At 73.3% G+C, this 23,599-nt stretch carries 13 protein-coding genes; 8 read left to right on the top strand and 5 right to left on the bottom strand.

Annotation, left to right across the window (positions count from 1 at the left end; translation table 11 throughout):
• Window positions 1–132 precede the first annotated feature (132 nt).
• Both Psi01_RS37240 and Psi01_RS37235 read right to left on the bottom strand, forming a co-directional pair.
• On the bottom strand, window positions 133–2,796 hold the full coding sequence (locus Psi01_RS37240) for a HelD family protein (RefSeq protein WP_204068876.1): 2,664 nt from the start codon (window positions 2,794–2,796) through the stop codon (window positions 133–135).
• Window positions 2,797–3,036: 240 nt separating this feature from the next.
• Window positions 3,037–4,596, bottom strand: a complete 1,560-nt coding sequence (locus Psi01_RS37235) for a hypothetical protein (RefSeq protein WP_204068875.1) — start codon at window positions 4,594–4,596, stop codon at window positions 3,037–3,039.
• A gap of 236 nt (window positions 4,597–4,832) precedes the next feature.
• Here Psi01_RS37235 and Psi01_RS37230 point away from each other — a divergent pair, with 236 nt between their 5' ends.
• Entirely contained in the window at window positions 4,833–5,333 is a 501-nt protein-coding gene (locus tag Psi01_RS37230) for a hypothetical protein (protein ID WP_204068874.1), read from the top strand.
• Window positions 5,334–5,390: 57 nt separating this feature from the next.
• Here the strand turns inward: Psi01_RS37230 and Psi01_RS37225 are convergent, their stop codons facing one another.
• Window positions 5,391–6,497 (bottom strand): winged helix DNA-binding domain-containing protein, encoded by a 1,107-nt coding sequence (locus Psi01_RS37225; protein WP_204068873.1) that lies wholly within the window; start codon window positions 6,495–6,497, stop codon window positions 5,391–5,393.
• Between the two features lie 128 nt (window positions 6,498–6,625).
• Here Psi01_RS37225 and recD2 point away from each other — a divergent pair, with 128 nt between their 5' ends.
• Together recD2 and Psi01_RS37215 are read left to right on the top strand one after the other, a co-directional pair.
• A complete protein-coding gene (gene recD2 / locus Psi01_RS37220) occupies window positions 6,626–8,857 on the top strand; it encodes an SF1B family DNA helicase RecD2 (protein ID WP_204068872.1) in 2,232 nt (743 codons plus the stop codon).
• Between the two features lie 87 nt (window positions 8,858–8,944).
• The gene (locus tag Psi01_RS37215) at window positions 8,945–9,604 is read left to right on the top strand and encodes a DUF2278 family protein (protein ID WP_204068871.1); all 660 of its coding nucleotides are present in this window, start codon (window positions 8,945–8,947) and stop codon (window positions 9,602–9,604) included.
• A 25-nt stretch (window positions 9,605–9,629) separates the two neighbouring features.
• Here the strand turns inward: Psi01_RS37215 and Psi01_RS37210 are convergent, their stop codons facing one another.
• The gene (locus Psi01_RS37210) at window positions 9,630–10,346 is read right to left on the bottom strand and encodes an ArsR/SmtB family transcription factor (RefSeq protein WP_204068870.1); all 717 of its coding nucleotides are present in this window, start codon (window positions 10,344–10,346) and stop codon (window positions 9,630–9,632) included.
• Between the two features lie 94 nt (window positions 10,347–10,440).
• On the bottom strand, window positions 10,441–12,906 hold the full coding sequence (locus tag Psi01_RS37205; RefSeq protein ID WP_204068869.1) for a caspase family protein: 2,466 nt from the start codon (window positions 12,904–12,906) through the stop codon (window positions 10,441–10,443).
• Window positions 12,907–13,172: 266 nt separating this feature from the next.
• Between Psi01_RS37205 and Psi01_RS37200 the strand changes: the two genes are divergently transcribed.
• From Psi01_RS37200 to Psi01_RS37180, 5 genes are all read left to right on the top strand, one after another.
• Window positions 13,173–14,426, top strand: a complete 1,254-nt coding sequence (locus tag Psi01_RS37200; RefSeq protein WP_204068868.1) for an MFS transporter — start codon at window positions 13,173–13,175, stop codon at window positions 14,424–14,426.
• A gap of 137 nt (window positions 14,427–14,563) precedes the next feature.
• Window positions 14,564–15,787, top strand: a complete 1,224-nt coding sequence (locus tag Psi01_RS37195) for a L,D-transpeptidase (RefSeq protein WP_239128310.1) — start codon at window positions 14,564–14,566, stop codon at window positions 15,785–15,787.
• Window positions 15,788–15,859: 72 nt separating this feature from the next.
• Window positions 15,860–16,612 (top strand): MBL fold metallo-hydrolase, encoded by a 753-nt coding sequence (locus tag Psi01_RS37190; protein ID WP_239128309.1) that lies wholly within the window; start codon window positions 15,860–15,862, stop codon window positions 16,610–16,612.
• Between the two features lie 238 nt (window positions 16,613–16,850).
• Window positions 16,851–18,500 (top strand): acyl-CoA dehydrogenase family protein, encoded by a 1,650-nt coding sequence (locus tag Psi01_RS37185; RefSeq protein ID WP_204068866.1) that lies wholly within the window; start codon window positions 16,851–16,853, stop codon window positions 18,498–18,500.
• 7 nt (window positions 18,501–18,507) lie between these two features.
• Window positions 18,508–23,599, top strand: a 5,092-nt coding sequence (locus Psi01_RS37180) for a type I polyketide synthase (RefSeq protein ID WP_204068865.1), incomplete at its 3' end; no start/stop codon positions are given.

Raw genomic sequence — 23,599 nt, 5'->3', positions numbered from 1 at the left:
CTGCCCGCTTCCCCGTGGGACGACGGCGATTCCATGCTCGGCACGCTTACACATGTAAGCGCTTACAACAAGACCGAACGATCTTCGAATCTGTTCGGCCAGGTCCGGGCGGGTCCGCCGCCCGGCCGGGCCCTAGCGGTGTTCCAGGCGGGAGAGCATCTCCGGCAGCGGGCCCTGGTGCGCCACGGTCAGCCGCCGGGTGGCGCGGGTGACCGCGACGTAGAGATCACGTCCGCCCATGGACCCCCGGGCGAGGATCTCGGCGGGCTCGACCACCACGACCGCGTCGAACTCCAGGCCCTTGGCGGTGGCGGGCGTCAGCACGGCGACCGGGCGGTCGAGCACGTCCTGGGCGTCGTGCGGGAACAGCGAGGCCACCTCGGCGTGGCGGGCGTCGGGGACGATCACCGCCAGCCGCCCCGCGTCCGCTCCGGCCGTGACGTCGGAGCCGGCGAGGGAGTCGGCGGGACCGTGGCCGGTCGCGTCCCCGGTCGCGTCCTCGGTTTCCGGCTCGGCCAGGCCAGCCCTGACCGCCGCCAGCTCCGCCTCCACTAGGGCGACCAGGCCCGCGAGCCCGCCCGCGGCGTCCAGCCGCACCGCGCGCGGCGTCTCTCCGTCCTCGCGGACCGGCTCGGGCGCCCGGGCGCCGGGGTCGACCGCGGCCAGCACGTCGGCGGCGACCGCCATGATCCGGGCCGTGGTGCGGTAGTTGACCGTCAGCCGCTCCTCGCGCCAGCGGCCCTCCAGGTAGGGGTCGAGCATCTCGCCCCACGAGCGGGCCCCGGCCGCCGAACCCGTCTGCGACAGGTCGCCGACGACCGTCAGCGAGCGGGCCGGGACCCGCCGCATCACCGTCCGCCACGCCATCGCCGACAGCTCCTGCGCCTCGTCGACGATGACGTGCCCGTAGGCCCAGGTGCGGTCGGCCGCGGCCCGCTGGGCGGTGGTCCTGTCCGGGCCGGAGTCCTCATTGCGCTCGGCCAGCATGTCGGCCTCCAGCAGCCTGGTCTCCACCAGCCCGCTGTCGACCAGGCCGGTGAGCTCCAGCACGCCCTGGGCGTAGGCCTCCTCCTGCCTGCGCCGCTCCGCCTCGGCCTCGCGGGCGGCCCGCTGCTCGGCCTCGTCGACGCCGAGCAGTTCGGCGGCCTCGTCCAGCAGCGGGACGTCGCCGGGCGTCCACGGCGCGCCGTGCGGCCGCAGCAGGGCCTCGCGCTCGGCGGGCGACAGGTGCGGCGCGGCCGAGGCGATCGCGTCCGGATCGGCCAGGAACTCGCCGATCAGCCGCTCCGGGGTGAGGTACGGCCACAGCCCCTCCACCGCCTCGCGCACCGCCGGGTGCGTCCACAGCACCTGGCGGGCGTAGCGCAGGTCCGCCTCGTCGGCGATGAGCGCCTCGGCCCCGGCGTCGGCGTCCGGCCCGGCGTCGGCGTCGCGCCCGTCCATCCAGGCGTTCTCCTCGGCGGTGAACGGATCCAGCCCGGCGAGCTCCTCCACGTCGAACGGGTCCGGCTCGGCCGCCTGCCCGGCGTCGGCGAGCGCGTCCAGCCGGGCGGCCCCGCTCTCGGCCTCGGCGATGAGCGCGTCCAGTTCGGCCGCCTCCTCGGCGCTGAGCGTGCCCTGCGCCTCCAGCCGGGCGGCCTCGTCGACGGCCAGCGCGGTGAGCACGTCCAGCACGAACAGCCGCCGCGCCGTGTTGTGCGGCAGGCCCGAGTTCCTGGCCCGGTCGCGGGCGGCGGCGCAGGCGGCGTGCGGGGCGCTGATCGTCATCTCCTCCACCACGACCTCCACCCCGTCGCGCAGCGAGGTCCGCACCGGGATCGTCATCTCCAGGTCGCCGTCGGGCAGGCGCTGGCGGTCGCGTACCGCGGCGGCCACGACCTCGACCATGCGAGCGTCGCCCTTGACGACCGCGGCGGCGGGGGAGTCGGCGGCGGTGGCGCGCACCCCCGGGTGCAGCTCGCCGAGGGTGGCCACCACCACGTCGGTCTCGCCCAGCGAGGGCAGCACCTGGCCGATGTAGCGGGAGAACAGCGTGTTGGGCCCGACGATGAGCACGCCGCGCCGTTCCAGCACGTCGCGGTGGGTGTAGAGCAGGTAGGCGGCCCGGTGCAGCGCGGCGACGGTCTTGCCGGTGCCGGGGCCGCCGTGCACGACCAGCGCCCCCGCCAGGCCGGAGCGGATCACCCGGTCCTGCTCGGTCTGGATGGTGGCCACCACCTGCTCCATCCGGCCGGTACGGCCCCGCCGCAACGTCGCCAGCAGCGCGGCCTCGCCGACGAGGGTGCGCCGGGCGCTGTCACCCAGCCGGTCCAGGTCGAACACCTCGTCGTCGATGCCGACCACGGTCCGGTCGCGGGTGTGCAGGTGGCGGCGGCGCACCAGCGGCCCGGGATCGCCGGGGGTGGCGGTGTAGAAGGGGCGGGCGGCCGGAGCGCGCCAGTCGGTGAGCATGATCTCGCCTTCGGCGTCCCGCAGCCCGATCCGGCCGATGTAGCGGGTCTCGCCGTCGGTCTCGTCGATCCTGCCGAAGCACAGGCCGCGCTCGACGCCGGTCAGCCGGGCCAGGCGGCGGGAGTGCTCCCCGGCGGAGACCTCGCGCTCGACCCGGGCCTGGCGGGTGCCGCCGGCCTGGCCCGCGGCGAAAGCGGAGGTGAGCGCGGCGTGCGCCTGTTCGCGGGCGACGTCCAGACGCTCGTAGAGCGCGGTCAGACGGTCCTGTTCGGTGCGCAGGGCATCAGTGAGCGCGGTCGCCGCGCCGCCGGGGCGGGGAGCGGTTCCGGGTTGACGGAGTGCCATGGCTTTGGTAGAATCCTCCATAGTGGGAAATCTGTTTGCTTGATTGGATCTCAAGTAAACGAGTGTAGCGCTCGCCCACTTCCCCTGTCATCGCCGTGCCCGCCTCCGGCGACGACCGGACCCCCTTTCCTCGCCGCGACGTCTTCCGTCGCGACGCCTCGCACGCCCTGCCTCCTGCGGCGTGCGCCGCCGGGAGGGACCCCTCCCGGCGGCGCGGCCGTCATCCGGTCACGTGGCCGGTCAGGTGACCGGGACGAGGTCGGGGCCGACGATGTGGCCCTGGTGCGGGTGGGGGGCGTTCTGGTCGTGGCGGAAGTGGCCGGCGTACCAGACGACGACGTTGGTGCCGCTGACGCTCTCGCCGTTGACGAACCGGTCGAGCATCGCGCGGTTGTCCTCGTCGGGGTTGCCGTCGTACAGCTCGGTCCCGCGCCGGCGCAGGAACCACAGGTCGGCGATGCCGTAGGGATCGGCGGTGTTGTCGTGCTCGCCGGGGACGATCCGGTAGCCGCGCCCGCTGGCCTTGTCGGTGACCTGCCAGAACCGCGCCGGGCGGCGGCGCCTGCGGGCCACCTCCCGCACGATCTGGGTCGCCGTCGTGGTCCCGGGACCGGTCTCGTCGAGCTGCTCGATCACGTCGTTGTCGGAGCCCTCGATGTCGAAGTCGAAGCGCCAGTAGACGTGGTGGCGGTGACGCATGCAGGTGCGCGGGTTGCGCACCCCGGCGAAGCCGAAGCGCGGCCGGATCGTGCCGTCGTCGGCCAGGCGCCACTCCGAGACGTAGCGGTACCAGCCGGCTGCGATCTCGCTGACGATCCGCACCTCCCCGTCGTCGTCGTGGAAGGCCACGCCCTGGAAGTTGCCGGCGTCGTTGTCGGGCCGCTCCAGGATGGTCTTGGGTGAGCGGTCGCAGATCCGCCAGCCCCAGCCGACCGGGTCGGCGCCGTTGGCCGTGAAGCGGGTCTCCTCGTTCTGCCAGTCGCGGAAGGTGACGCCGTCCTCCTCGTACTGGACGTTGAGGATCGGCACGTGGGCCTGGCGGAAGACCAGCCTGCCCCGATAGCGGACCTCGCGCAGCTCCACCCCCGAGCCGTCGCCGGGGTTCTGCGGGGCCGAGGCCCGGGGCCGTACCACGATCAGGTTCCACAGCTCGGTGCCGCCATCGAGCACGCGCAGCCGTACCGCGTCGGGGCCGCCCCGGTCGCGCAGGCTCTCCACCGGCGCGGGCAGGCGCGACTCGCAGTCGTCGGGGTGGTCGGGGTGCATGGCCACGCTGACCCCGGCCGGGGACCAGTCGACCGTCCGGGCGACCGGGTCGACGGCGACGATGCGGTGCTTGACGTCCCCCGAGGGGGCGTAGACGCCCAGCGTGGGACGGCGCACGGTGGTGCCGTCGGTGTTCTCCAGATCGGCCAGCGGCGGCATCGGCTGGTAGACCACGACGTCGTCCCCGGCGGGGAAGCGCTCGTCGGCCCGGAGGATCTCCGCGGCCGCGCGCAGTTCCCGCGCGTCCGGGTTGGGCCGGTAGGCACTGGGCACGACCTCGGCCTTCTCCGGCCGGTCGAGAGTGCCGCGCAGCTCCACCCCCCGGTTGGAGACCGGATCGAAGACGCTCGCCCGGAACGGGGCCCCCTCGTCCGGATCGTGCGTCAGGGCCAGGGCCTCGCCCAGGACGAGCCGGTCGGCGTCGGCGGTCTCCAGGTGGGCCAGCACGGCCGGATGCGCCGCGGCCACCTGCCTGACCTGCTCCGCCGACAGCCTCGGCCGGTCGACCGGTTCGATGATCACCTGTCTTGTCATCTGATCTCCCCGTTCGTGTGTCGATGGCACGCGCCGCCGGCTGCGGCATCGGCGCGTCCCCCCGTTCCTATCCCGATGGTTGGACGCTGAGAAGATCCGCAATGTTGGGGATTGCGGCTGTCTTTTCCGGCCGGATCCGGCTGCGGGGCAGCGGGCGGGGAAGATCAGTGAGCCGCAAGCCGCTTCCAAGTGGCCGCCCCTATGACTGGTGACGAACCAGCCGAGAGGGGAAGACGATGCGTACGGTTGCCCGGGGACTGCTGCTGGCCGGAGTGCTCACGGCGGGAGTGCTCACGGCGGGAGTGCCCGCCGCCCTGTCCACCGCCGCGCCCGCCGCCGAGGCGAGGGCGGGAGCGGCCGCGCAGGCGGCGCGCGACTACGACCTGGGGACCATCCGGTCCTCCCGCAAGCACTCCGGCCACGCCAAGGCCAAGCTGTGGATCACCAGCTTCAGCGAGAAGCACTTCCAGGCCTACGGCAGCCTCTACGACCTCGACCGCCACCCGGGTCACTGCGCCTCCATCCGGGCGACGTTCCACTACCTCGAGGGCGGCGCCGGCCGGTCGCCCGAACGCCGGTTCTGCGCCTCCCACGGCCGGAGCCGCGTGGGCTACCTGTTCGAGTCCAAGGGCGAGATCAGGAGCGTGGACCTGCGGATCTGCGTCGCCGACGGCCGCCGGGGACCGGTCTCCCACTGCCGGACCGAGACGGTCCGCGACGAGGACCTGGCCTGGTGAGTCCGGCCGGACGGTGAGTCCGGCCGGACGCCCGCGGCCCCGGACCCTTCGCCCGCCTCACGCGACGGGCAGGAACTCCAGGTCCCGGGCGCCGGCGAAGGCGAGCAGGCGATCGGCCTCCTCGCTCAGCTCGCTCCTGGCCCGCGCGGTGAGCGGTTCGAACGGCTGGACGCTCAGGCGTTCGCCGGTGAGCTTCCAGGTCCCCCGGACGGTGCCGTCGACCAGGACGGTCGGCGCGACCATCGCGCCGACGCACACGCGCCGGCGGTACTCGTCGGTCATGATCCGGGTGCGGTCGGCGTAGGCGACCATGAGGTTGTCGAACTCCGGCAGGAAGCGCGCCGGAGCCGGCGTCTCCGGGTCGGGCGGGGGCGGGGCGTCGGGCAGGTCGAACAGCTCGAGGCCGTCCTCCCCGCGCAGGGTCCGCAGGTCCATGCCGGCCACGACCTCGCGCAGGCGGGTCAGGCCCGACCAGGCCTGCATGTCCATGACCCCGGCCGGGCCGAAGGCCGCCAGGTACCGGCGGATCATCCGCTCCACCGGCGGCGTCTGTCCGGAGGCCTGCTCCGGCGGCCCGTCCCGCCACTCCTCTGCCAGCCACTCCTCGGCCAGGGCGAAGGGGGTGGCGCCGCCCCTGTTCCAGGTGCCCTGCGGCGGGACGTGCACCAGCGGCAGCACGCACTGGGCCGACCAGCCCAGGGCCTCGGGCGGGACGCCGGGCCAGCGCTCGGCGAGCATCCGGCCCAGCTGCGGGCGGGTGAGCGTGCGGCCGGCCAGCAGGTCCCGGGCCGCGGCGGCGAGCTCGGACAGGTCCACCCCGGCGGTGACCTTTCCGAAGGCGGCCTGGCGCCCGCGCGTCAGGACGGGCTGCACCAGGGGGCGCAGCCACCGGTAGTCGGCGGCGGAGACCAGGTGCAGGGTGCCGCGCAGCACCGAGGAGCGCAGGGCCCGCCTGCCGTACAGCAGGGCCGTCAGGTCGTCGTGGGCGAAGTCCGACAGGCGGGCCGCCAGCCCGAGATAGGGGGCGTTGCCGGACTGGGCCTGCAGGCCGATCAGGTGCTCGACGGCCGCCAGGGCGGACATGTCGCTGCGCCGCAGCAGCAGCTGCCGCTCCAGCGTGATGCGGTTGAGCGCCGTCGTGGTCACAGTGCGCGGAGTGCTCATGGCGGCAAGGGTGCGCGGAGTGCTCATGACTCCAACGGTGTCACCCAACGCGGAAAGGACCGTTCCGCATAGGCGGACCCCGTCCGGATTTTTCGAGGATGTCGGGCGCGTGCGGCACAATACCCGCCATGACCACTCCGGAGGCGCAGCGTCCCCCCGGCACCGTGCTCGAGGCGGTGCTCGAGCGCATCACCTACGCCAACGAGGAGACCGGTTACACCATCGCCAGGGTGGCCACCGAGAGGTCGGGCACCGAGCTGCTGACCGTGGTGGGGCCGCTGCTGGGAGCGCAGGTCGGCGAGTCGCTGCGGCTGACCGGCCGGTGGGGATCGCACCCGCGCTACGGCAGGCAGTTCGAGGTGTGGTCCTACACCACCGTGCTGCCGGCGACCGTGCAGGGCATCCAGCGCTATCTCGGCTCGGGGCTGATCAAGGGCATCGGGCCGAAGATGGCCGAGCGCATCGTCGACCATTTCGGCACCGACACCCTGGAGATCATCGAGACCGCCCCGGAGCGGCTGGTCGAGGTTCCCGGCCTGGGCCCGAAGCGGACCAAGATGATCGGGGTCGCCTGGGAGGAGCAGAAGATCATCAAAGAGGTGATGATCTTCCTCCAGGGCGTCGGGGTGTCCACCTCGATCGCGGTGCGCATCTTCAAGCAGTACGGCGACGCCTCCATCACGATCGTCAAGAACGAGCCCTACCGGCTGGCCGACGACGTGTGGGGCATCGGCTTCAAGACCGCCGACACCATCGCCCAGGCCGTCGGCATCCCGCACGACAGCCCCGAGCGGGTCAAGGCGGGCCTGCGCTACACGCTGTCGCAGGGCGCCGACGACGGCCACTGCTATCTGCCGGCGCCCAACCTGGTCGCCGACGCGGTCAAGATCCTTCAGGTGCCCGCCGAGCTGGTGGCCTCCTGCCTGGAGGAGCTGGTCGCCGAGGAGGGCGTGGTCCGCGAGGAGCTGCCGGCCGGGGACAACACGATCCCCGCGATCTACCTGGTGCCCTTCCACCGCGCGGAGCTGTCGCTGGCCGGGTCGCTGCGCGCCCTGCTGACCTCCGCCCACGACCGCCTCGGCGTCTTCCAGGGCGTCGACTGGGACGTGGCGCTGGAGTGGCTGCGCGGCAAGACCGGCGCCGACCTGGCCGCCGAGCAGGCGCAGGCCGTACGGCTGGCGCTGACCGAGAAGGTCGCGGTGCTGACCGGCGGGCCCGGCTGCGGCAAGAGTTTCACCGTGCGCTCCGTCGTCACGCTGGCCCGCGCCAAGAAGGCCAAGGTCATCCTGGCGGCGCCCACCGGCCGGGCGGCCAAGCGGCTGGCGGAGCTGACCGGCCACGAGGCCACCACCGTGCACCGGCTGCTGCAGCTGCGCCCCGGGGGCGACGCCACCTTCGACCGCGACAACCCGCTGGACGCCGACCTGGTCGTGGTCGACGAGGCCTCGATGCTGGACCTGCTGCTGGCCAACAAGCTGGTCAAGGCCGTGGCGCCGGGCACCCACCTGTTGTTCGTGGGCGACGTCGACCAGCTGCCGTCGGTGGGCGCGGGCGAGGTCCTGCGCGACCTGCTGGCCGCCGAGGAGGAGGTCCCCCGGGTCCGGCTGACGCACATCTTCCGCCAGGCCCAGGAGTCGGGCGTGGTCACCAACGCGCACCGGGTCAACACCGGCCTGCCGCCGGTGCTGGCGGGCATGAAGGACTTCTTCCTGTTCCCCTGCGAGGAGCCCGAGGAGATCGCGGCGCTGACCGTCGACGTGGTCGCCAACCGCATCCCCCGCAAGTTCGGGCTCAACTCCCGCCGCGACGTGCAGGTGCTGGCGCCGATGCACCGCGGCGCGGCCGGGGCGGGCAACCTCAACACCGTCCTGCAGGAGGCGCTGACGCCCTCCCGCGAGGGCATGCCCGAGCGCCGCTACGGCGGGCGGGTGTTCCGGGTCGGCGACAAGGTGACCCAGCTGCGCAACAACTACGACAAGGGCGCCGCCGGGGTGTTCAACGGCACCGTCGGCATGGTCGTCGACGTCAAGCCCGACGACCACAAGCTGATCGTGCGCACCGACGAGGACGAGGACGTCGAATACTCCTTCGACGAGCTCGACGAGCTGGCCCACGCCTACGCGGTGTCGATCCACCGATCCCAGGGCAGCGAATACCCCGCGGTGGTGATCCCGCTGGCCACCAGCGCCTGGATGATGCTGCAGCGCAACCTGCTCTACACCGCCATCACCCGGGCCAAGAAGCTCGTCGTCATCATCGGCTCGCGCCGCGCGCTGGCCCAGGCGGTGCGCACCCGCGGCGCCGGCCGCCGCCACACCAGCCTGACCCACCGCCTGCGCCAGGGTGCGGGCAGGGCCTGACCTGCGCTCGCCTGTCCGCCGCCCGGATCGCGGCGGGCCCGGCGGGGGACGTTGTCCGGCCCGGGGCGAGCTGGTTGACTCCCGTCCATGCCTCTTGACCGGTACGGCGTGCTCGTGGGAACGCTGAACCGCCACCACCGCGACCAGCCCGACACCCAGGGGCGCTGGTTCCACGTCAACCTCGAGGTGGGCGCGCCCGCCGGGTCGTACCGCTGCGCGATCGACGTCGACAGCAAGCAGTCCCAGACGGGCGTCCAGTGGAAGGCGTTCACCCTGGACGCCTCCGCGCTGGCCCCGGCGGCCGCGCTGGCGCCCGGCTATCACGACCTGACCCGCCTGCCCGGCTCGGGCGCCCTGGACTACCAGCGTCACCCGGCCCTGGCCGGCGCCGCGGGGTGCGTGTTCGTGCGGCGGCCGCCCGCCTGGCTGCGGTGGCTGCTCGGCCTGGCCGGGACGGGCCGCTCCTGGACCGCGGGCTCGAACCTGCAGGCCGCGCAGGCCCTGGAGCCCATGCTCGTGGCGGGGCGGCGGATCCTCGTCTTCGGCGAGCCGTTCACCAGCGGCCTCGGGATGCACAACATCCACCAGAACCAGGGCGATCCGGCCGGCAGCCAGTGGTGGGAGGAGAACGGCATCTGGCAGGACGGCGGCACGCTGTGCGAGCGGCCCGACGGCCGCTTCGACGTCTTCATCTCCAAGTTCTCCACCCAGGCCGACCGCACCGACGCCGGCGGCCATCCCGTGTGACCGGCAGCCCGGGACGGCCCCCGGGTCAGCTTCCCGCCGCGGCCTCGCCCCCGATGCCGAGCAGGTCCTCCAGGGCGTGGGCGCCGACAGGGGTGACGCGCAGCGCGCGGCCGGTGCCGATCCGGGTGACCCAGCCGCGCTCCAGCAGGGTCGCGCACAGCACGGCCCCGGCGACGCCGGCCAGGTGGTGGCGGCGTTCGGTCCAGTCCAGGCAGGCCTTGGCCATCGGCCGCCTGCCGCGGGGCGCCAGCCGTACGCCGAGGTCGGCCGTGAACCAGGCCAGCCCGTCGTCGCTGAGCGCGAAGCCGGTGTCCTGGCGCAGCAGGCCGCGGGCGGTCAGCGCGTCGGTGACGGCCACGCCCAGGCGCCCGGCCAGGTGGTCGTAGCAGGTGCGGGCGGCGGCCATCGCCTTGGCCGAGGAGGCGGCCCGCAGCGTCGGCGGGGGCGGGGCGGGCACGGCCAGGTCGGCGTGGGCGGCCAGGTCCTCGATGAGCTGGGCCACCCGCGGCCCGGCCAGGCGCACGTAGCGGTGCCGTCCCTGGCGCTCCTCGGCGAGGATGCCGCCCCGTACCAGCAGTGACAGGTGCTCGCTGGCGGTGGAGGCCGCGACCCCGGCGTGGCGGGCCAGCTCCCCGGCCGTCCAGGCGCGCCCGTCCAGCAGCGCCAGGCAGAACCGCGCCCGGGTGCCGTCGGCCAGCAGGGCGGCGAGGTCGGCGAGGGGAACGCGTGAGGTGACCGTCATGCCCCCATCATCGGGGGCGAATGTTTCGGCGGGCGCCGCACGATCCCGGGGCCGTACGGCCGGCTCCGGGCGGTGCCGGACCGGATGTCCCCGGCTACCTCCCGGCCCCCACGCGTCCGCTCCTCAGGTACAGGGCCGCTCCGGCGCACCCCGCTGCGACGAACTGCACCACCGCGAACACCGGCCCCGTCTCGACCATCGCCAGATTGTGCACCAGCCCCGCGATGACGGTGATCTGGACCGCCGCCAGCAGTTCCGGCCGGTCCTCGATCGCCTGGGCGGTCACGAGCAGCAGCACCATCAGGGCGGGCACATAGACGGGCATCTGGGGGTAGCTCGAGCCGCTCTCCTGGAGGTAGACGCCGCCTACGTCCGCGACGACCAGGAGCGTGGCCGCCGTGCTCAGTATCAGCGGAGGCCGTGCCGCACCCGATCTCCAGGCCTGGACCGCGCGTGTCACGAGGAAGCACAGCAGGAGCACGACGGACGCGAACACCACCAGCCAGGCGGTTTCCTCTCCGGGATCGTCGCCGATGTCGCGGGGGAACCACTGGTTGATGACGATCATGGCGAGCACGATCGCCCCGCCGGCGGCCGACACGCCTTTCCACCGCATCCGCCCCGGTTCGGCCAGGGCCGTCTCGGTGAACACGGCCAGCAGGATCAGCAGCCCGGCCACCAGAGTGAACGTCGGCGTGCCCTGGAAGGTCACCAGTTCGGGATGGGCGGACACCCCCAGGTGCAACGCGGCCAGAGCGGCGGCCGCGCCGAGACTCACAGTGCGCGGGCGGCCTTCCGGCAGCAGTCCGGCTCCCAGCGCCGCGGCGATCAGGAACCACAGCCAGATCAGGTAGTCGGCCACCAGATTCCTGCCGAGGAAAGCGGCGAACGCATCGCCGTACGGCGAGCGGAGCATCAGCAGCAGTCCCGCCGTCAGAGCCGATCCCCGCAACGCCATGATCAGCCATGGCGGCCGGCCCGGCACGCCGGGGACGCCGCCGGCCGGTACGGGGCTCCCGGTCTCCTCGTCCCCGGCCGGGAGCGCGGGAACCGGCCGGGCGACGCCGGTGTCGTCATCGGGCACCGTCTCCCGCGGCGCGACGGGTGCCGCGGGAGCGTCGTCGACCTCGGAGGGCGGGGCCGGAGGGGAGGTCACCGCCGGGGACGGCGCGGGGGAGGACGCGGAGGAGGGCGTGAGCGGCTCGGCGGAAAGGCCGAGGACGCGTGCCGCCGCCGCCGAGACGTACCGGCTGTCGTCATGGGCCAGCTCCTCCAGAGCCAGCCGGGCGGCCAGCGCGAGCCCGGCGTGCCGGCTGCGCCGCAACCGCTCAAGCTCGTCGACCGCGCTCGCTCTGATCCTGGCGATGGGGTGGTCCACGGCCTCCTGCAGTTCGGTCGGCAGCGGCGCGGGCCGTTCGACGGGACGGCCGCGCCGCGCGATGATCAGGTCGCCCTCGAGGTCGAAGGTCCACTTGCCCGGCGTCTGCTTGGGCGTGACGGCCCGCACCCTGTCGTAGACGAAGTCGTACAACTCGTGGACGCCCACGTAGCCGTCCTGGTCCCGATCGGCTTCGCCGGTCTCCAGCCCTTCCACCAGCGCTTTGGTGAACACCGAAGGCGAGGGCGGCTCCTGGGCGTCGGCGAGGTCGGGTCCGTCGAAGGCGTACTCCAAGGCGTTGGAGGCCGTGATGACGACCCTCCCGCGTCCGCCGAACTGCTCCTCGACATGGATGTCCGCCCCCGCTCTGGGCAGTGCGCCGCGTGCGAAGGCGCCCGCGTAGCAGCAGTCGAGCAGCAGCACGATGCGCCGGCAGCGGCTACGGCTCATCCGCCGGTTGACGAACTCCGCGGACACGGCGGTGGCGCCGAGCCTGTTGAGCTTGGTGTCGGGCGTGGCGAAGTACAGTTCGCCGTTGTCGTCCTTGACCCCGTGGCCGGAGAAGTGCAGCAGCAGCACATCGCCGGGGTGGCGGTCGGCGAAGAAGTCCTCGACGGCCTCGTTGACGACGGCGGCGGGCTCGTTGAGCATCGTGCGCACGTCGAACTCGCCGATGTTCTCATCGCCCAGCACCCGGGCCAGGGCCTCGGCGTCCAGCGCGGGCGCCCGCAGCCGCCGGAGCCCCGGATCGCGGAACTCGTCGTTGGCCACGATCAGCGCCAGGCGCCGTTCGGGCGTGGCGGGCGTGTCAGGCCGGCTGCGGCGGCGCAGCCATACGTCGGTGAGCTCGCGTTGCTCACTGGACGGAATGCCGGTCAGTTCCAGCACGTCGCCGTCGATGTCCAGTTTCACCGAACGGTGCTGATGGCGGTTGAGCCACGCGGCCACGGCGTTCACGATCGAGGCCAGCAACTCGGTACCGGCCAGCGCGATCACCAGGCCGCCGAGGGTGAACGACAGGACGGCCCTTGCTCCGTCGGGTACGTCGTCCGTCTCGGCGGCGCTCACCACGACGTCCAGGCCGAGCAACTCGTCCCTGAGCCTGGCGGTGGCCTCCTCCACTTCCCGGGGGTCCGCAGTGGCGTCGACGACGCGTACCCGCAGCCGGACTGCCTCGTTCACCAGCCGTCACCTCCCGGTGCGAAGGGACACCGCCGGGCCGTCGTCCGCGGACGGCGGCCCGGCCGCCCGTAGGGATATCGCCGACGATCACGGGGTCGCTACTGACGGTCGCCGGCCGGTCCCGCGGCGGTCACGCGCGACGGGGCCGGGGCGGCAGAGGAGGGGGCGCCCGCGGGCGGGGAGGGTGCTCTGCCGTACTCTCGGCCCCGACCTGCGCGTGGTGTGAGCCGGCCGGGCCTGCCGTACCCCCGTCCTGAAGAGAGTCCATGACCTTCGACCACACCCGCCGGGCCTGCTATCTCGGGTACGTCACCCAGGCGATCGTGAACAACCTGGCGCCGTTGCTGTTCATCGTCTTCCAGACGCGTTACGACGTGCCGTACGAGATGCTCGGCCGCCTGATCCTGCTGAACTTCGCCACCCAGCTGATCACCGATCTGGTGGCGGTCAAGGTGGTGGACCGCACGGGCTACCGCGTGCCCCTGGTCCTGGCCCACCTGTTCAGCGTCGCCGGGCTCGTGCTGCTGGCGGCGGCGCCGTCCCTGACGCCCTCGCCGTACGCCGGCCTGGCGGTGGCGGTGGTGGTCTACGGGATCGGCGGGGGCCTGCTGGAGGTCCTGGTCAGCCCGGTCGTGGACGCCCTGCCCAGCCCGCAGGAGCACCGGGCCGCCACGATGAGCCTGCTGCACTCCTTCTACTGCTGGGGCCAGGTCGCCGTGGTGCTGGGCACGACGCTGGTGCTGGCGGCCGTGGGCGAGTCCGCCTGGCAGGTGCTGCCGCTGATGTGGGCGCTGGTGCCGCTGGCCAACCTCGTGGTCTTCGCGCGGGTGCCGCTGCCCCCGACGGTCCCCGACGAGCACCGCACCCCGCTGCGGGCGCTGCTGCGCTCTCCGGCCTTCGCCGGTGCGCTGCTGCTGATGCTGTGCGCCGGCGCCTCGGAGCTGACCATGTCCCAGTGGTCGTCGCTGTTCGCCGAGCAGGGGCTGGGGGTGTCCAAGGTCTGGGGCGACCTGGCCGGTCCGTGCCTGTTCGCCGTGCTGATGGGGATCGGCCGGATCGTCTACGGCCTGTGGGGCCGGCACATCCCCCTGCTGCCCGCGCTGACCGCCTGCGCCGGGCTGGCGACCGCCTGCTATCTGCTGGCCGCGCTGGCGGGCGACCCGGTGCTCGCCCTGGCCGGCTGCGCGCTGTGCGGGCTGGCGGTCAGCCTGATGTGGCCGGGGACCTTCAGCCTCACCTCCGCCCGCTTCCCCATGGGCGGCGCCGCGATGTTCGGGGTGCTGGCGGTGTTCGGCGACGCCGGGGCGGCGGCCGGGCCGTGGCTGGCCGGCGCCGTGGCCGACGCGGCCGTCACCGCCGGGCCGGACGGAGCCTCGGGCCTGCGCGCCGGCCTTCTCGTTGGAACGGTCTTCCCGCTCGCGATCTTGGGAATCGGCGCGGCCTACGCCCTGGCGGGCCGTCGTTCCCGCTCTGACCGGCCTGATCATCCGATTCGGACCGCCCGAAAGGACGTCCTCTAGCAGGTTTACTCAGAGTGGACAGGACGTTGACCATGGAAAGTAACCAAAATGTAACCTTCCAGCGCTGAACCGGGCGCGTCCTATGAGCATCTCCTATTAGTGTTTTTGGACGAGTTTGCACTATGGGGGAGAGCTTTGTGCTGAACGTTGAAAGCCGACGCCTGAGGATGCCGGTGGCCGGATTGGCTGTGGCGGTCACCGCCCTGCTGACCGCCTCATGCTCCGACGACCCGGCAGGCACACCCTCCGCCGCCAACGGGGAGCCCGGCAAGCAGGCGCAGTCCGCCCCGGCCGCCCCGGTCATAAAGATCAGCCCCGCGGAGGGCAGCTCCACCGTCCGGCCGGACAAGAAGGTCGTCGTGACCGCCGACGGCGGCCCCCTGGAGCAGGTCACGGTTGAGAGCGACGGCGAGAAGGTCGAGGGCGACTTCGACGCCGGCCGTACCAAGTGGGTCTCCAAGGCGCCGCTCAAGCCCGCCAGCGACTACACCGTCTCGGCCACCGCCGCGGGCGGCACCACCGCCAGCAGCACCTTCACCACGCTCAAGCCCGAGGTCGAGCTGGCCGTGGCCGACGTGACCCCGGCGGTCAAGGGGGAGAAGGTCGGGGTGGGGGCCCCGATCATCGTCACCTTCAACAACCCGATCCCCTCCAAGGCCGGCAAGGCCAACGTCGAGGAGGCGTTGGAGGTCACCGCGGAGAAGCCCGCCGTGGGCGCCTGGCGGTGGATCGACGACAAGACCGTGATCTACCGCACGCAGAAGTACTGGAAGCCCAACCAGAAGGTCACCTTCACCGCCCACCTCGAAGGGGTGCAGGGCGCCAAGGACATGTACGGGGTCAAGGACTTCACCAAGACCATCCGCATCGGCGCCTCCCAGATCTCCTACATCGATACCCGCAAGCACACCATGATCGTCAAGCGGGACGGCAAGGTGATCAAGAAGATGCTCATCAGCGCGGGCATGGCCACCACCCGGGCGTACACCACCACCAGCGGCGTGCACCTGGCCATGGGCAAGTCCAACCCCGAGCGGATGATCTCCCCGGGCTTCCCCAAGGGTCACCCCGAGTACTACGACGTCATGATCAACCACGCCGTGCGCTTCTCCAACAGCGGCGAGTACGTCCACGCCAAGGACAACGTCTGGGCCCAGGGCCGGCGCAACGTCAGCCACGGCTGCATCAACGCCCGCCCCGACCAGGCCAAGTGGTTCTACGGCATCGTCCAGCGCGGTGACGTGATCATCATCAAGGGCACCGACCGCGAGGTGGAGTGGAACAACGGCTGGAGCTACTGGCAGCTGCCGTTCAAGGAGTGGAAGAAGGGCAGCGCCCTGGCCGCCGGCACCTCCGGGTGATCCGGATCGCGCCGGAGTGATCTGGACCACACCGGCTGGCCGGGCGGCCCTCCGCCGGTCAGTATGTGCGGGGTGAAGGTACACCACCTCAACTGCGGGACGATGCTCCCGCCGGCCTCGCCCCGCATGGTGGCCCACTGCCTGCTCATCGAGACCGGCGGTGACCTGGTGCTGGTCGACACCGGCTTCGCCGTGGGCGAGGACCGGCTGACGCGGGGCTTCACCCGGATGGTCCGTCCCACCCTGGACCCGGCCGAGGCCGCCCTGAACCAGATCCGGAAGCTCGGCCTGGATCCCGGGGACGTGCGCCACATCGTGCTGACGCACCTCGACCCCGACCACGCCGGCGGCCTGCGCGACTTCCCCCGCGCCCGGGTGCACCTGCACGCCTCCGAGCTGGCCGCCGCCGTCCACCCGGCCACCGCCGGCGAACGCCGCCGCTACCTGTCCGCCCAGTGGGCCCACCATCCCGACTGGATGACCTACGACGACGCCGGCGAGGAACTGTTCGGCCTGCGCGCCCGGCCGCTGGAGGGGGTCGACGGCCTGGCCCTGGTCCCGCTGGCCGGCCACAGCCGCGGCCACTCCGGCGTGGCGGTGGACACCGGCGCGGGCTGGCTGCTGCACGCCGGGGACGCCTACTACTTCCACGGCGAGATCGGCACCCCGCCGCGCTGCCCCCTGGTGCTGCGCGCCGCCCAGCGCGCCGTGGCCGTCGACTACGCCCGGCGCGTCGCCAACCTGGCCCGGCTGCGGGAGCTGCCCTCCCAGGTCGAGGTCTTCAGCGCCCACGACGCCCTGGAGCTGGCCCGCCACCAGGCATAGGGGCCCGCCGTGCCGTACGGCGCGCAGTGCCCTTCCCCCACGCGGTTCCCATCCGCCTCACTCTGCCCGGCGCGGTTCCGCCCGCCTCACTCTGCCGGCACGGGTCCAGGGACGAAAGTCCCGTCGGACAGGGCCCTCCGCCGACTGTCCGCTCGCCGGGGCCCGGCTTACGGTGCGGGGAGACCCCCACACAATCGCCGTCCCGATCCCCGATCGGCAGAGTCAAGGGAGGCGAGCCATGGCGAATGGCCTCGACCTCGGAACACTCGATCTCATGCTGGAGGCGCTGGGCGACTTCGTCCACGCGGCGCTGCCGGAGGAACGACAGCTCGAACTGGACCACGCCGACACCTGTCCGGAGGACACCGTGCGGGCGATGTGCGGCGACGACCTCGGCGTGCAGCTCGCCTTCATCCCGGAGGAGTACGGCGGGCTGGGAGGCGGCGCGTTCGACTCCTACCGCATCTGCGAGCGCCTGGCCCGCCTCGACCTGGGCCTGGCCACCTCGGTGTTCGCCACCTTCCTCGGCGGTGACCCCATCCTGTTCGGCGGCACGCCCGAGCAGAAGGAGCGCTGGCTGGGCCGCATCGCCAAGGAGGGCCTGCTGTTCGCCTACGGCGCCACCGAGCCCGAGGCGGGCAGCGACCTGGGCGCGCTGCGCACCACGGCCAGGCCCGTCGAGGGCGGGTACCGGATCAACGGCCGCAAGCAGTGGATCAGCAACGGTTCCATCGCCGACGTGTGCTGCGTGCTGGCGCTGACCCCCGGCGGTCCCTCGTGGTTCGTGGTCGAGCGCGGGACCGAGGGCTTCTCCTCGGCCGTGCCGGAGGACAAGCACGGCATCCGGCTGTCGAACACCGCGGCGCTCTATCTCGACGAGGTGTTCGTCCCCGCCGAGAACCTGGTCGGCCTGACCGAGGGCAGGGGACTGACCCAGGCCCAGCACGTGTTCGGCTACACCCGGCTCATGGTGGCCGCCTTCGGGCTCGGCGCCGGCTGGGAGGCCCTCGACCGGGCGATCGGCTTCTCCGCCGACCGGGTACAGGCCGGCACCCCGCTGGCGGCCAAGCAGGGCTACACCCACAAGCTGATCGTGCCGCACGCCGTACGGCTGGAGGCCGCGCGGGCCTTCATCGAGGAGACCGCCACCCGCATCGACGCGGGCGAGGGCGCGCAGGGCGCGCTCAACACCGAGGGAGCCATCGCCAAGTACCTGGCCAGCGAGGCGGGCAACGCCGCCGCCGAGGCCGCGATCCAGGCCCACGGCGGCTACGGCTACACCAGGCCCTACCTGGTGGAGAAGATCAAACGTGACGTGCGCATCACCACGATCTACGAGGGCACCTCGGAGATCCTGGAGATGACCGTCGCCAGGGACCGCTGGCAGCAGCACCTCAAGACGCGCGGCGCCCACCACTCCGGCCTGGCCCGCTCCGTGGCGGCCCTGCCCGCCGAGACCGGCGCGGGCACCGCCGCGCTCGCGCTCGAATGCCTCGGCGCCCTCATGGAGACCTGCCGCACCGAGCGCCTGACCCGCAACCAGCACGTGCTGCTGCGCCTGGGCGAGCTCATCGCCTACGGCGAGGCGGCCGGCAGCCTCGCCCGCCGGGCCGCGACCGCCCTCGGCGGCGCGCCGCCCGAGAAGACCGATCGCCGCTTCAGCCCCGCCGTCCTGTCCGCCATCAGCCGGGTCTTCGCCCGCGAGGCCGCGATGAAGATCGCCGAAGAGGGGACGCGCCTGGTCCTGGGCGCGCTGTCCCCGGACGGGACCGCCCTGCGGACCGGCCTGGAAGGACCGCGCCTGGACGCGGTCCACGCGGCCCAGCCGGGGCTGCTGGCCGACATGGACCTCATCGCGGACGTCCTGTACGGCCGCGCGGACCTCTAGGACTGTCATGAACACCATCACGCTCGAACCCGTCGCCGTCGTGGGCGTCGGGGCGATCATGCCGGACGCGCCGGACGCGGCGGCCTTCTGGGCGAACGTGCGGGGTGGCAGATACTCCATCTCCGACGTGCCCGCCGAACGGTGGGACCCCGCCCTGTACTACGACCCCGACCCCAAGGTCCCGGACAAGACCTACTCGCGGATCGGCGGCTGGGTGCGCGAGTTCCCCTGGGACCCGCTGGAATGGCGCCTGGCCGTACCGCCGACCGTCGCCGCGCAGCTCGACGACGGGCAGAAGTGGGCGATCAGCGCCTCCCGGGCGGCGCTGCTGGACGCGGGCTGGCCCGGCTGGCAGGTCGACCCGGAACGGGTGGCCGTGATCATCGGCAACGCCCTCGGCGGGGAGAAGCACTATCGCACCAACACGCGGATCGAGCTGCCCGAGTATCTCCGGCGGCTGCGCGAGGCCCCGTCGTTCGCCGCGCTGCCCGAGCAGGTGCGCCAGGCCGTGCTCCGCGAGAGCACCACCTCCTACCTGGCCGGATACCCGCCGGTCACCGAGGACACCATGCCCGGCGAGCTGGCCAACATCATCGCCGGGCGGGTGGCCGGCCTGTTCGACTTCCGCGGCCCCAACTTCACCACCGACGCCGCCTGCGCCTCGGGGCTGGCGGCCATGGCCTCGGCGGTGCGCGGCCTGCAGGCCCGCGACTTCGACGCCGTGGTCACCGGCGGCGTCGACAGGAACATGGGCGTGGCCGCGTTCGTGAAGTTCTGCAAGATCGGCGCTCTGTCGGCCACCGGCACCCGCCCCTTCGACGAAGGGGCCGACGGCTTCGTGATGGGCGAGGGCGCCGCGCTGTTCGTGCTCAAGCGGCTGGCCGACGCCGAGCGCGACGGTGACCGCGTCTACGCCGTCATCCTCGACCTGGCCGGGTCGAGCGACGGCAGGGGCAAGGGGATCACCGCGCCCAACCCGATCGGCCAGCGGCTGGCCATCGAGCGCGCCTGGGAGGGCGCCGGGGCCGACCCGGCCTCCGCCACGCTCGTCGAGGCCCACGGCACCTCCACCCGGGTGGGCGACGCCACCGAGCTGGGCGCCCTCAGCGAGGTGTTCACCAAGGCGGGCGCCCGGCCGGGCTCGATCGCCCTCGGCTCGGTGAAGTCCAACATCGGCCACCTCAAGGCCGCCGCGGGCGCGGCGGGGGTGTTCAAGACCGTGATGAGCCTGCACGAGGGCGTGCTCGTACCCAGCCTGCACTTCGAGCGGCCCAACCCGAACGTCGAGTGGCCCGCCATCCCCTTCCGGGTCAGCACCGGGCTGAGCGAGTGGCCGCGCCCGGCCGGCGGCGTCCGCCGCGCCGGCGTGAGCGCCTTCGGGTTCGGCGGCACCAACTTCCACCTGGTGCTGGAGGAGTATCTGCCCGGCCGGCACCGCGCCGCGGACGCCCCCCGCAGCTTCGCCGCCGCCGCGACGGATGCGACCGCGACGGATGCGACCGCGACGCGAACGGCGACCGGCCGGGATCCGGCCGCGGCGGGCACGGCGGGTGCCACGCCCACGGCACACCGGCCCGTTCCGGTCACGACGGAGCCCCGCGCCCCGCTCAGGGGCGCCGCCGTGGTCGCCGGATCGGACGAGGCCGAGGTCGTCGACCGCCTCGGACGGCTGCAGGCCGCCCCCGGACCCCGGCCGCCCGATTCCGCGCTGGCCACCGCCCCGATCCGCGTCGCCATCGACTACGCCGACGCCGCGGACCTGGCGGACAAGGCGGACAAGGCGATCACCGCGCTGCGCCGGGACGAGCCGGCGATGTGGCGGATGCTGCGCTCCCGGGGCGTCTTCCTCGGCCGCGGCCCCGCGCCGAAGGTCGCCTTCCTCTACACCGGCCAGGGCTCCCAGTACGTCAACATGCTGCGCGACCTGCGCGAGCGGGAACCGATCGTGGCCGCCGCCTTCGAAGAGGCCGACCGCGTCATGACGCCGCTGCTCGGCCGTCCGCTGACCTCCTATGTCTTCTCCGACGCCGCCGACCTCGAATCGCTGGAGCGGCAGCTCCTGCAGACCGAGATCACCCAGCCCGCCGTGCTCACCGCCGACCTGGCGCTGACCAGGCTGCTGGAGGCGTACGGCGTGCGGCCCGACATGGTCATGGGCCACAGCCTCGGCGAGTACGGCGCGCTGGTCGCCGCCGGGGCGCTGACCTTCGAGGCCGCACTGGAGGCGGTCAGCGCGCGCGGCCACGAGATGGCCTCACTCTCGCTGGCCGACAACGGAGCCATGGCGGCGGTCTTCGGCCCGCTGCCCGAGATCGAGCACATCGTCGCCGGGACCGGCGGCGAGGTGGTCGTCGCCAACATCAACAGCACCCGGCAGGCCGTGGTCGGCGGGGCCACCGCCGCCGTCGAGGCCGTCGTGGAGACCTTCAGGAACGCGGGCATGACGGCCACGCGCATCCCCGTCAGCCACGCCTTCCACACCTCGATCGTCGCCCCGGCCGGCGAGCCCCTCAAGGACGCGCTGCGCCGCCTGGACATCAGGCCGCCCGCCAGGCCGATCGTGGCCAACGTGACCGGCGAGTTCTACCCGGCCGACGCCGACGTCGACACGATGCTGGACATCCTCGGCCGCCAGGTGGCCTCGCCGGTGCGCTTCGTCACCGGCCTGCGCACCCTGTACGAGGCGGGCGCGCGCGTCTTCGTCGAGGTGGGACCGAAGAAGGCGCTGCACGGCTTCGCCGAGGACGTGCTCGGCTCCGTGCACGACGACGTGCTCGCGCTGTACACCAACCACCCCAAGAACGGCGACGTGGCCTCCTTCAACCAGGCGCTGTGCGGGCTCTACGCCGCCGGGCTCGGCTTCGGGACCGCGCCCGCCGTACCGGGCGAGAGTGCGATCCGGGTCACCGCGCCCGGCGGAAGCGCGACCCGGGAGGCCGCCCCGCGGCCGGAACCCGCCCGCGCCGCCCACGTCCCCACCGGTCCCGTCACCCCCGCCCGCCCTGTCAGCGCTGCGAGGTCCCCCATGACCACCGAGAACTACACCGAGCTCGGCCGGCTGTTCGCGCGGACCCTGGAGCAGGGCCTGGCGCTGTACGGCGGAGCGGCCGGCGCCCCGCCGTCCGCGGAACCGGTCGTGGTGACCGGCGCCGCGCTCGGGCTGCCCGGCGTCGAGCGCGTCTTCGACGACGAGAACCTGGCCCGCATCCTCGCCGGTCAGCAGTTCATCGACACCATCCCGCACCGATTCCGCCGCGCCATGGTGGACCGGCGCATCACCCGGCTGGTCAAGCGCGAGGCGGGCGACCCGACGTTCGAGACGATCGACAACGAGGCGGACGTGATCAAGCTCGCCGCCCGGCACGCGCCGCTGGACGTCGTGGCCGAGTTCGGCGTGGACGCCGACCGGGACGCCGCGCTCGACGCGGTCACCCGGCTGGCGATCGGCGCGGGGTTCGACGCGCTGCGCGACGCGGGGATCCCGCTGGTCATGCGGTACAAGACCACGACCGTGGGCACCAGGCTGCCCGACCGGTGGGGCCTGCCCGAGGCGCTGCGCGACGACACCGGCGTCGTGTTCGCCTCCGCCTTCCCCGGCTACGACGCCTTCGCCGACGAGCTGGAGCGCTACTTCACCGACCGGGGCCGCAGGGAGCAGCTGCTGGCGCTGGGGGCGGTCCGGGCCAGGATGCGCGCAGACGAGGCCGCGACCGCCGAGGTCGAGCGGCGCATCGGCGAGCTGCGCCACCTGCTCTCCGCCGAGCCGTACCTCTTCGACCGGCGCTTCCTGTTCCGCTGCCTGTCCATGGGCCACTCGCAGTTCGCCGAGATCATCGGCGCCCGGGGGCCCAACACCCAGGTCAACGCCGCCTGCGCGAGCACCGCGCAGGCGATGTGCGTGGCCGAGGACTGGATCCGCACCGGACGCTGCCGCCGCGTGGTGATCGTCTCCGCCGACGACGTCACCTCCGACACGTTGCTGCCCTGGGTCGCCTCCGGCTTCCTGGCCTCGGGCGCCGCGGCCACCGACGACGTCGTGGAGGAGGCCGCCACCCCGTTCGACCGGCGGCGCCACGGGATGATCGTCGGCGCGGGGGCGGCGGCCATCGTGGTCGAGTCGGCCGAGGCCGCCCGCGAGCGCGGGCTGCAGCCGATCTGCGAGATGCTGGGCGCCGTCACCGCCAACAGCGCCTTCCACGGCACCCGCCTGGACGTCGGGCACATCGCCCAGGTCATGGAGCAGGTGGTACGGCAGGCGGAGAGCCGGGGAGCCGACCGCCACGAGCTGGCCTCCGAGACGGTGTTCGTCTCCCACGAGACCTACACCCCGGCACGCGGGGGGAGCGCGGCGGCCGAGATCCACGCGCTGAGGCAGACCTTCGGCGCCTCGGCCGACTCCGTCATCATCACCAACACCAAGGGCTTCACCGGGCACGCGATGGGCGCCGGAATCGAGGACGTCGTCGCGATCAAGTCCATGGAGACGGGCATCGTGCCGCCCGTGCCGAACTTCAAGGAGCCCGATCCGGAGCTGGGCGCGCTCAACCTGTCCACCGGCGGGGCCTACCCGGTGCGCTACGCGCTGCGGCTGGCCGCCGGGTTCGGCTCGCAGATCGCCATGACGCTGCTGCGCTGGACGCCGATGCCGGACGGGCGGCACCGCTCGCCCAGGGAGCTGGGGTACGGCTACCGCATCGCCGACCGCGCCGCCTGGGATGGCTGGCTGGCCACGGTGACGGGCGGGCCCGGGGCGCGCCTGGAAGTGGTCCGGCGCCGGCTGCGCGTCGCCGACGCCGGCGCCCCGGCCGGGACGGCCGCCCCCGCCTACGCTCCGCCCGTGGTGTCGACCTACGGTGCGCCCGCGACGCCTGTCTACGGCGCTCCCGCCCCCACCGGGGAGGCGCCCGCCGTAGCGGTGCCCGTCCAGCCGTCTCCCGCACCGGCCGCCGCGCCCGTGACGCCCGCCGTACCAGCCGCCGCGCCCGTGACGCCCGCCGTACCGGCCGACGTCGTGCCCGCACCGGCCGCCGCCGTGCCCGCGACCGCCCCCGCCGAGCAGGCCGTCCCGCCTGCTCCAGGCGAGGACCCGGTGGCCGCGA

The sequence above is a fragment of the Paraplanobispora siamensis genome (genome assembly GCF_016863175.1).
GTDB lineage: Bacteria > Actinomycetota > Actinomycetes > Streptosporangiales > Streptosporangiaceae > Planobispora > Planobispora siamensis.
This window is presented reverse-complemented; position numbering and strand designations above follow the sequence as displayed.

What these genes read in the sequence shown, in the direction of transcription:
- Psi01_RS37240 (WP_204068876.1), bottom strand. Translation starts at nt 2,796, where the DNA reads ATGGCACTCCGTCAACCCGGAACCGCTCCCCGCCCCGGCGGCGCGGCG.
- Psi01_RS37235 (WP_204068875.1), bottom strand. Translation starts at nt 4,596, where the DNA reads ATGACAAGACAGGTGATCATCGAACCGGTCGACCGGCCGAGGCTGTCG.
- Psi01_RS37230 (WP_204068874.1), top strand. Translation starts at nt 4,833, where the DNA reads ATGCGTACGGTTGCCCGGGGACTGCTGCTGGCCGGAGTGCTCACGGCG.
- Psi01_RS37225 (WP_204068873.1), bottom strand. Translation starts at nt 6,497, where the DNA reads ATGAGCACTCCGCGCACTGTGACCACGACGGCGCTCAACCGCATCACG.
- recD2 (WP_204068872.1), top strand. Translation starts at nt 6,626, where the DNA reads ATGACCACTCCGGAGGCGCAGCGTCCCCCCGGCACCGTGCTCGAGGCG.
- Psi01_RS37215 (WP_204068871.1), top strand. Translation starts at nt 8,945, where the DNA reads ATGCCTCTTGACCGGTACGGCGTGCTCGTGGGAACGCTGAACCGCCAC.
- Psi01_RS37210 (WP_204068870.1), bottom strand. Translation starts at nt 10,346, where the DNA reads ATGACGGTCACCTCACGCGTTCCCCTCGCCGACCTCGCCGCCCTGCTG.
- Psi01_RS37200 (WP_204068868.1), top strand. Translation starts at nt 13,173, where the DNA reads ATGACCTTCGACCACACCCGCCGGGCCTGCTATCTCGGGTACGTCACC.
- Psi01_RS37185 (WP_204068866.1), top strand. Translation starts at nt 16,851, where the DNA reads ATGGCGAATGGCCTCGACCTCGGAACACTCGATCTCATGCTGGAGGCG.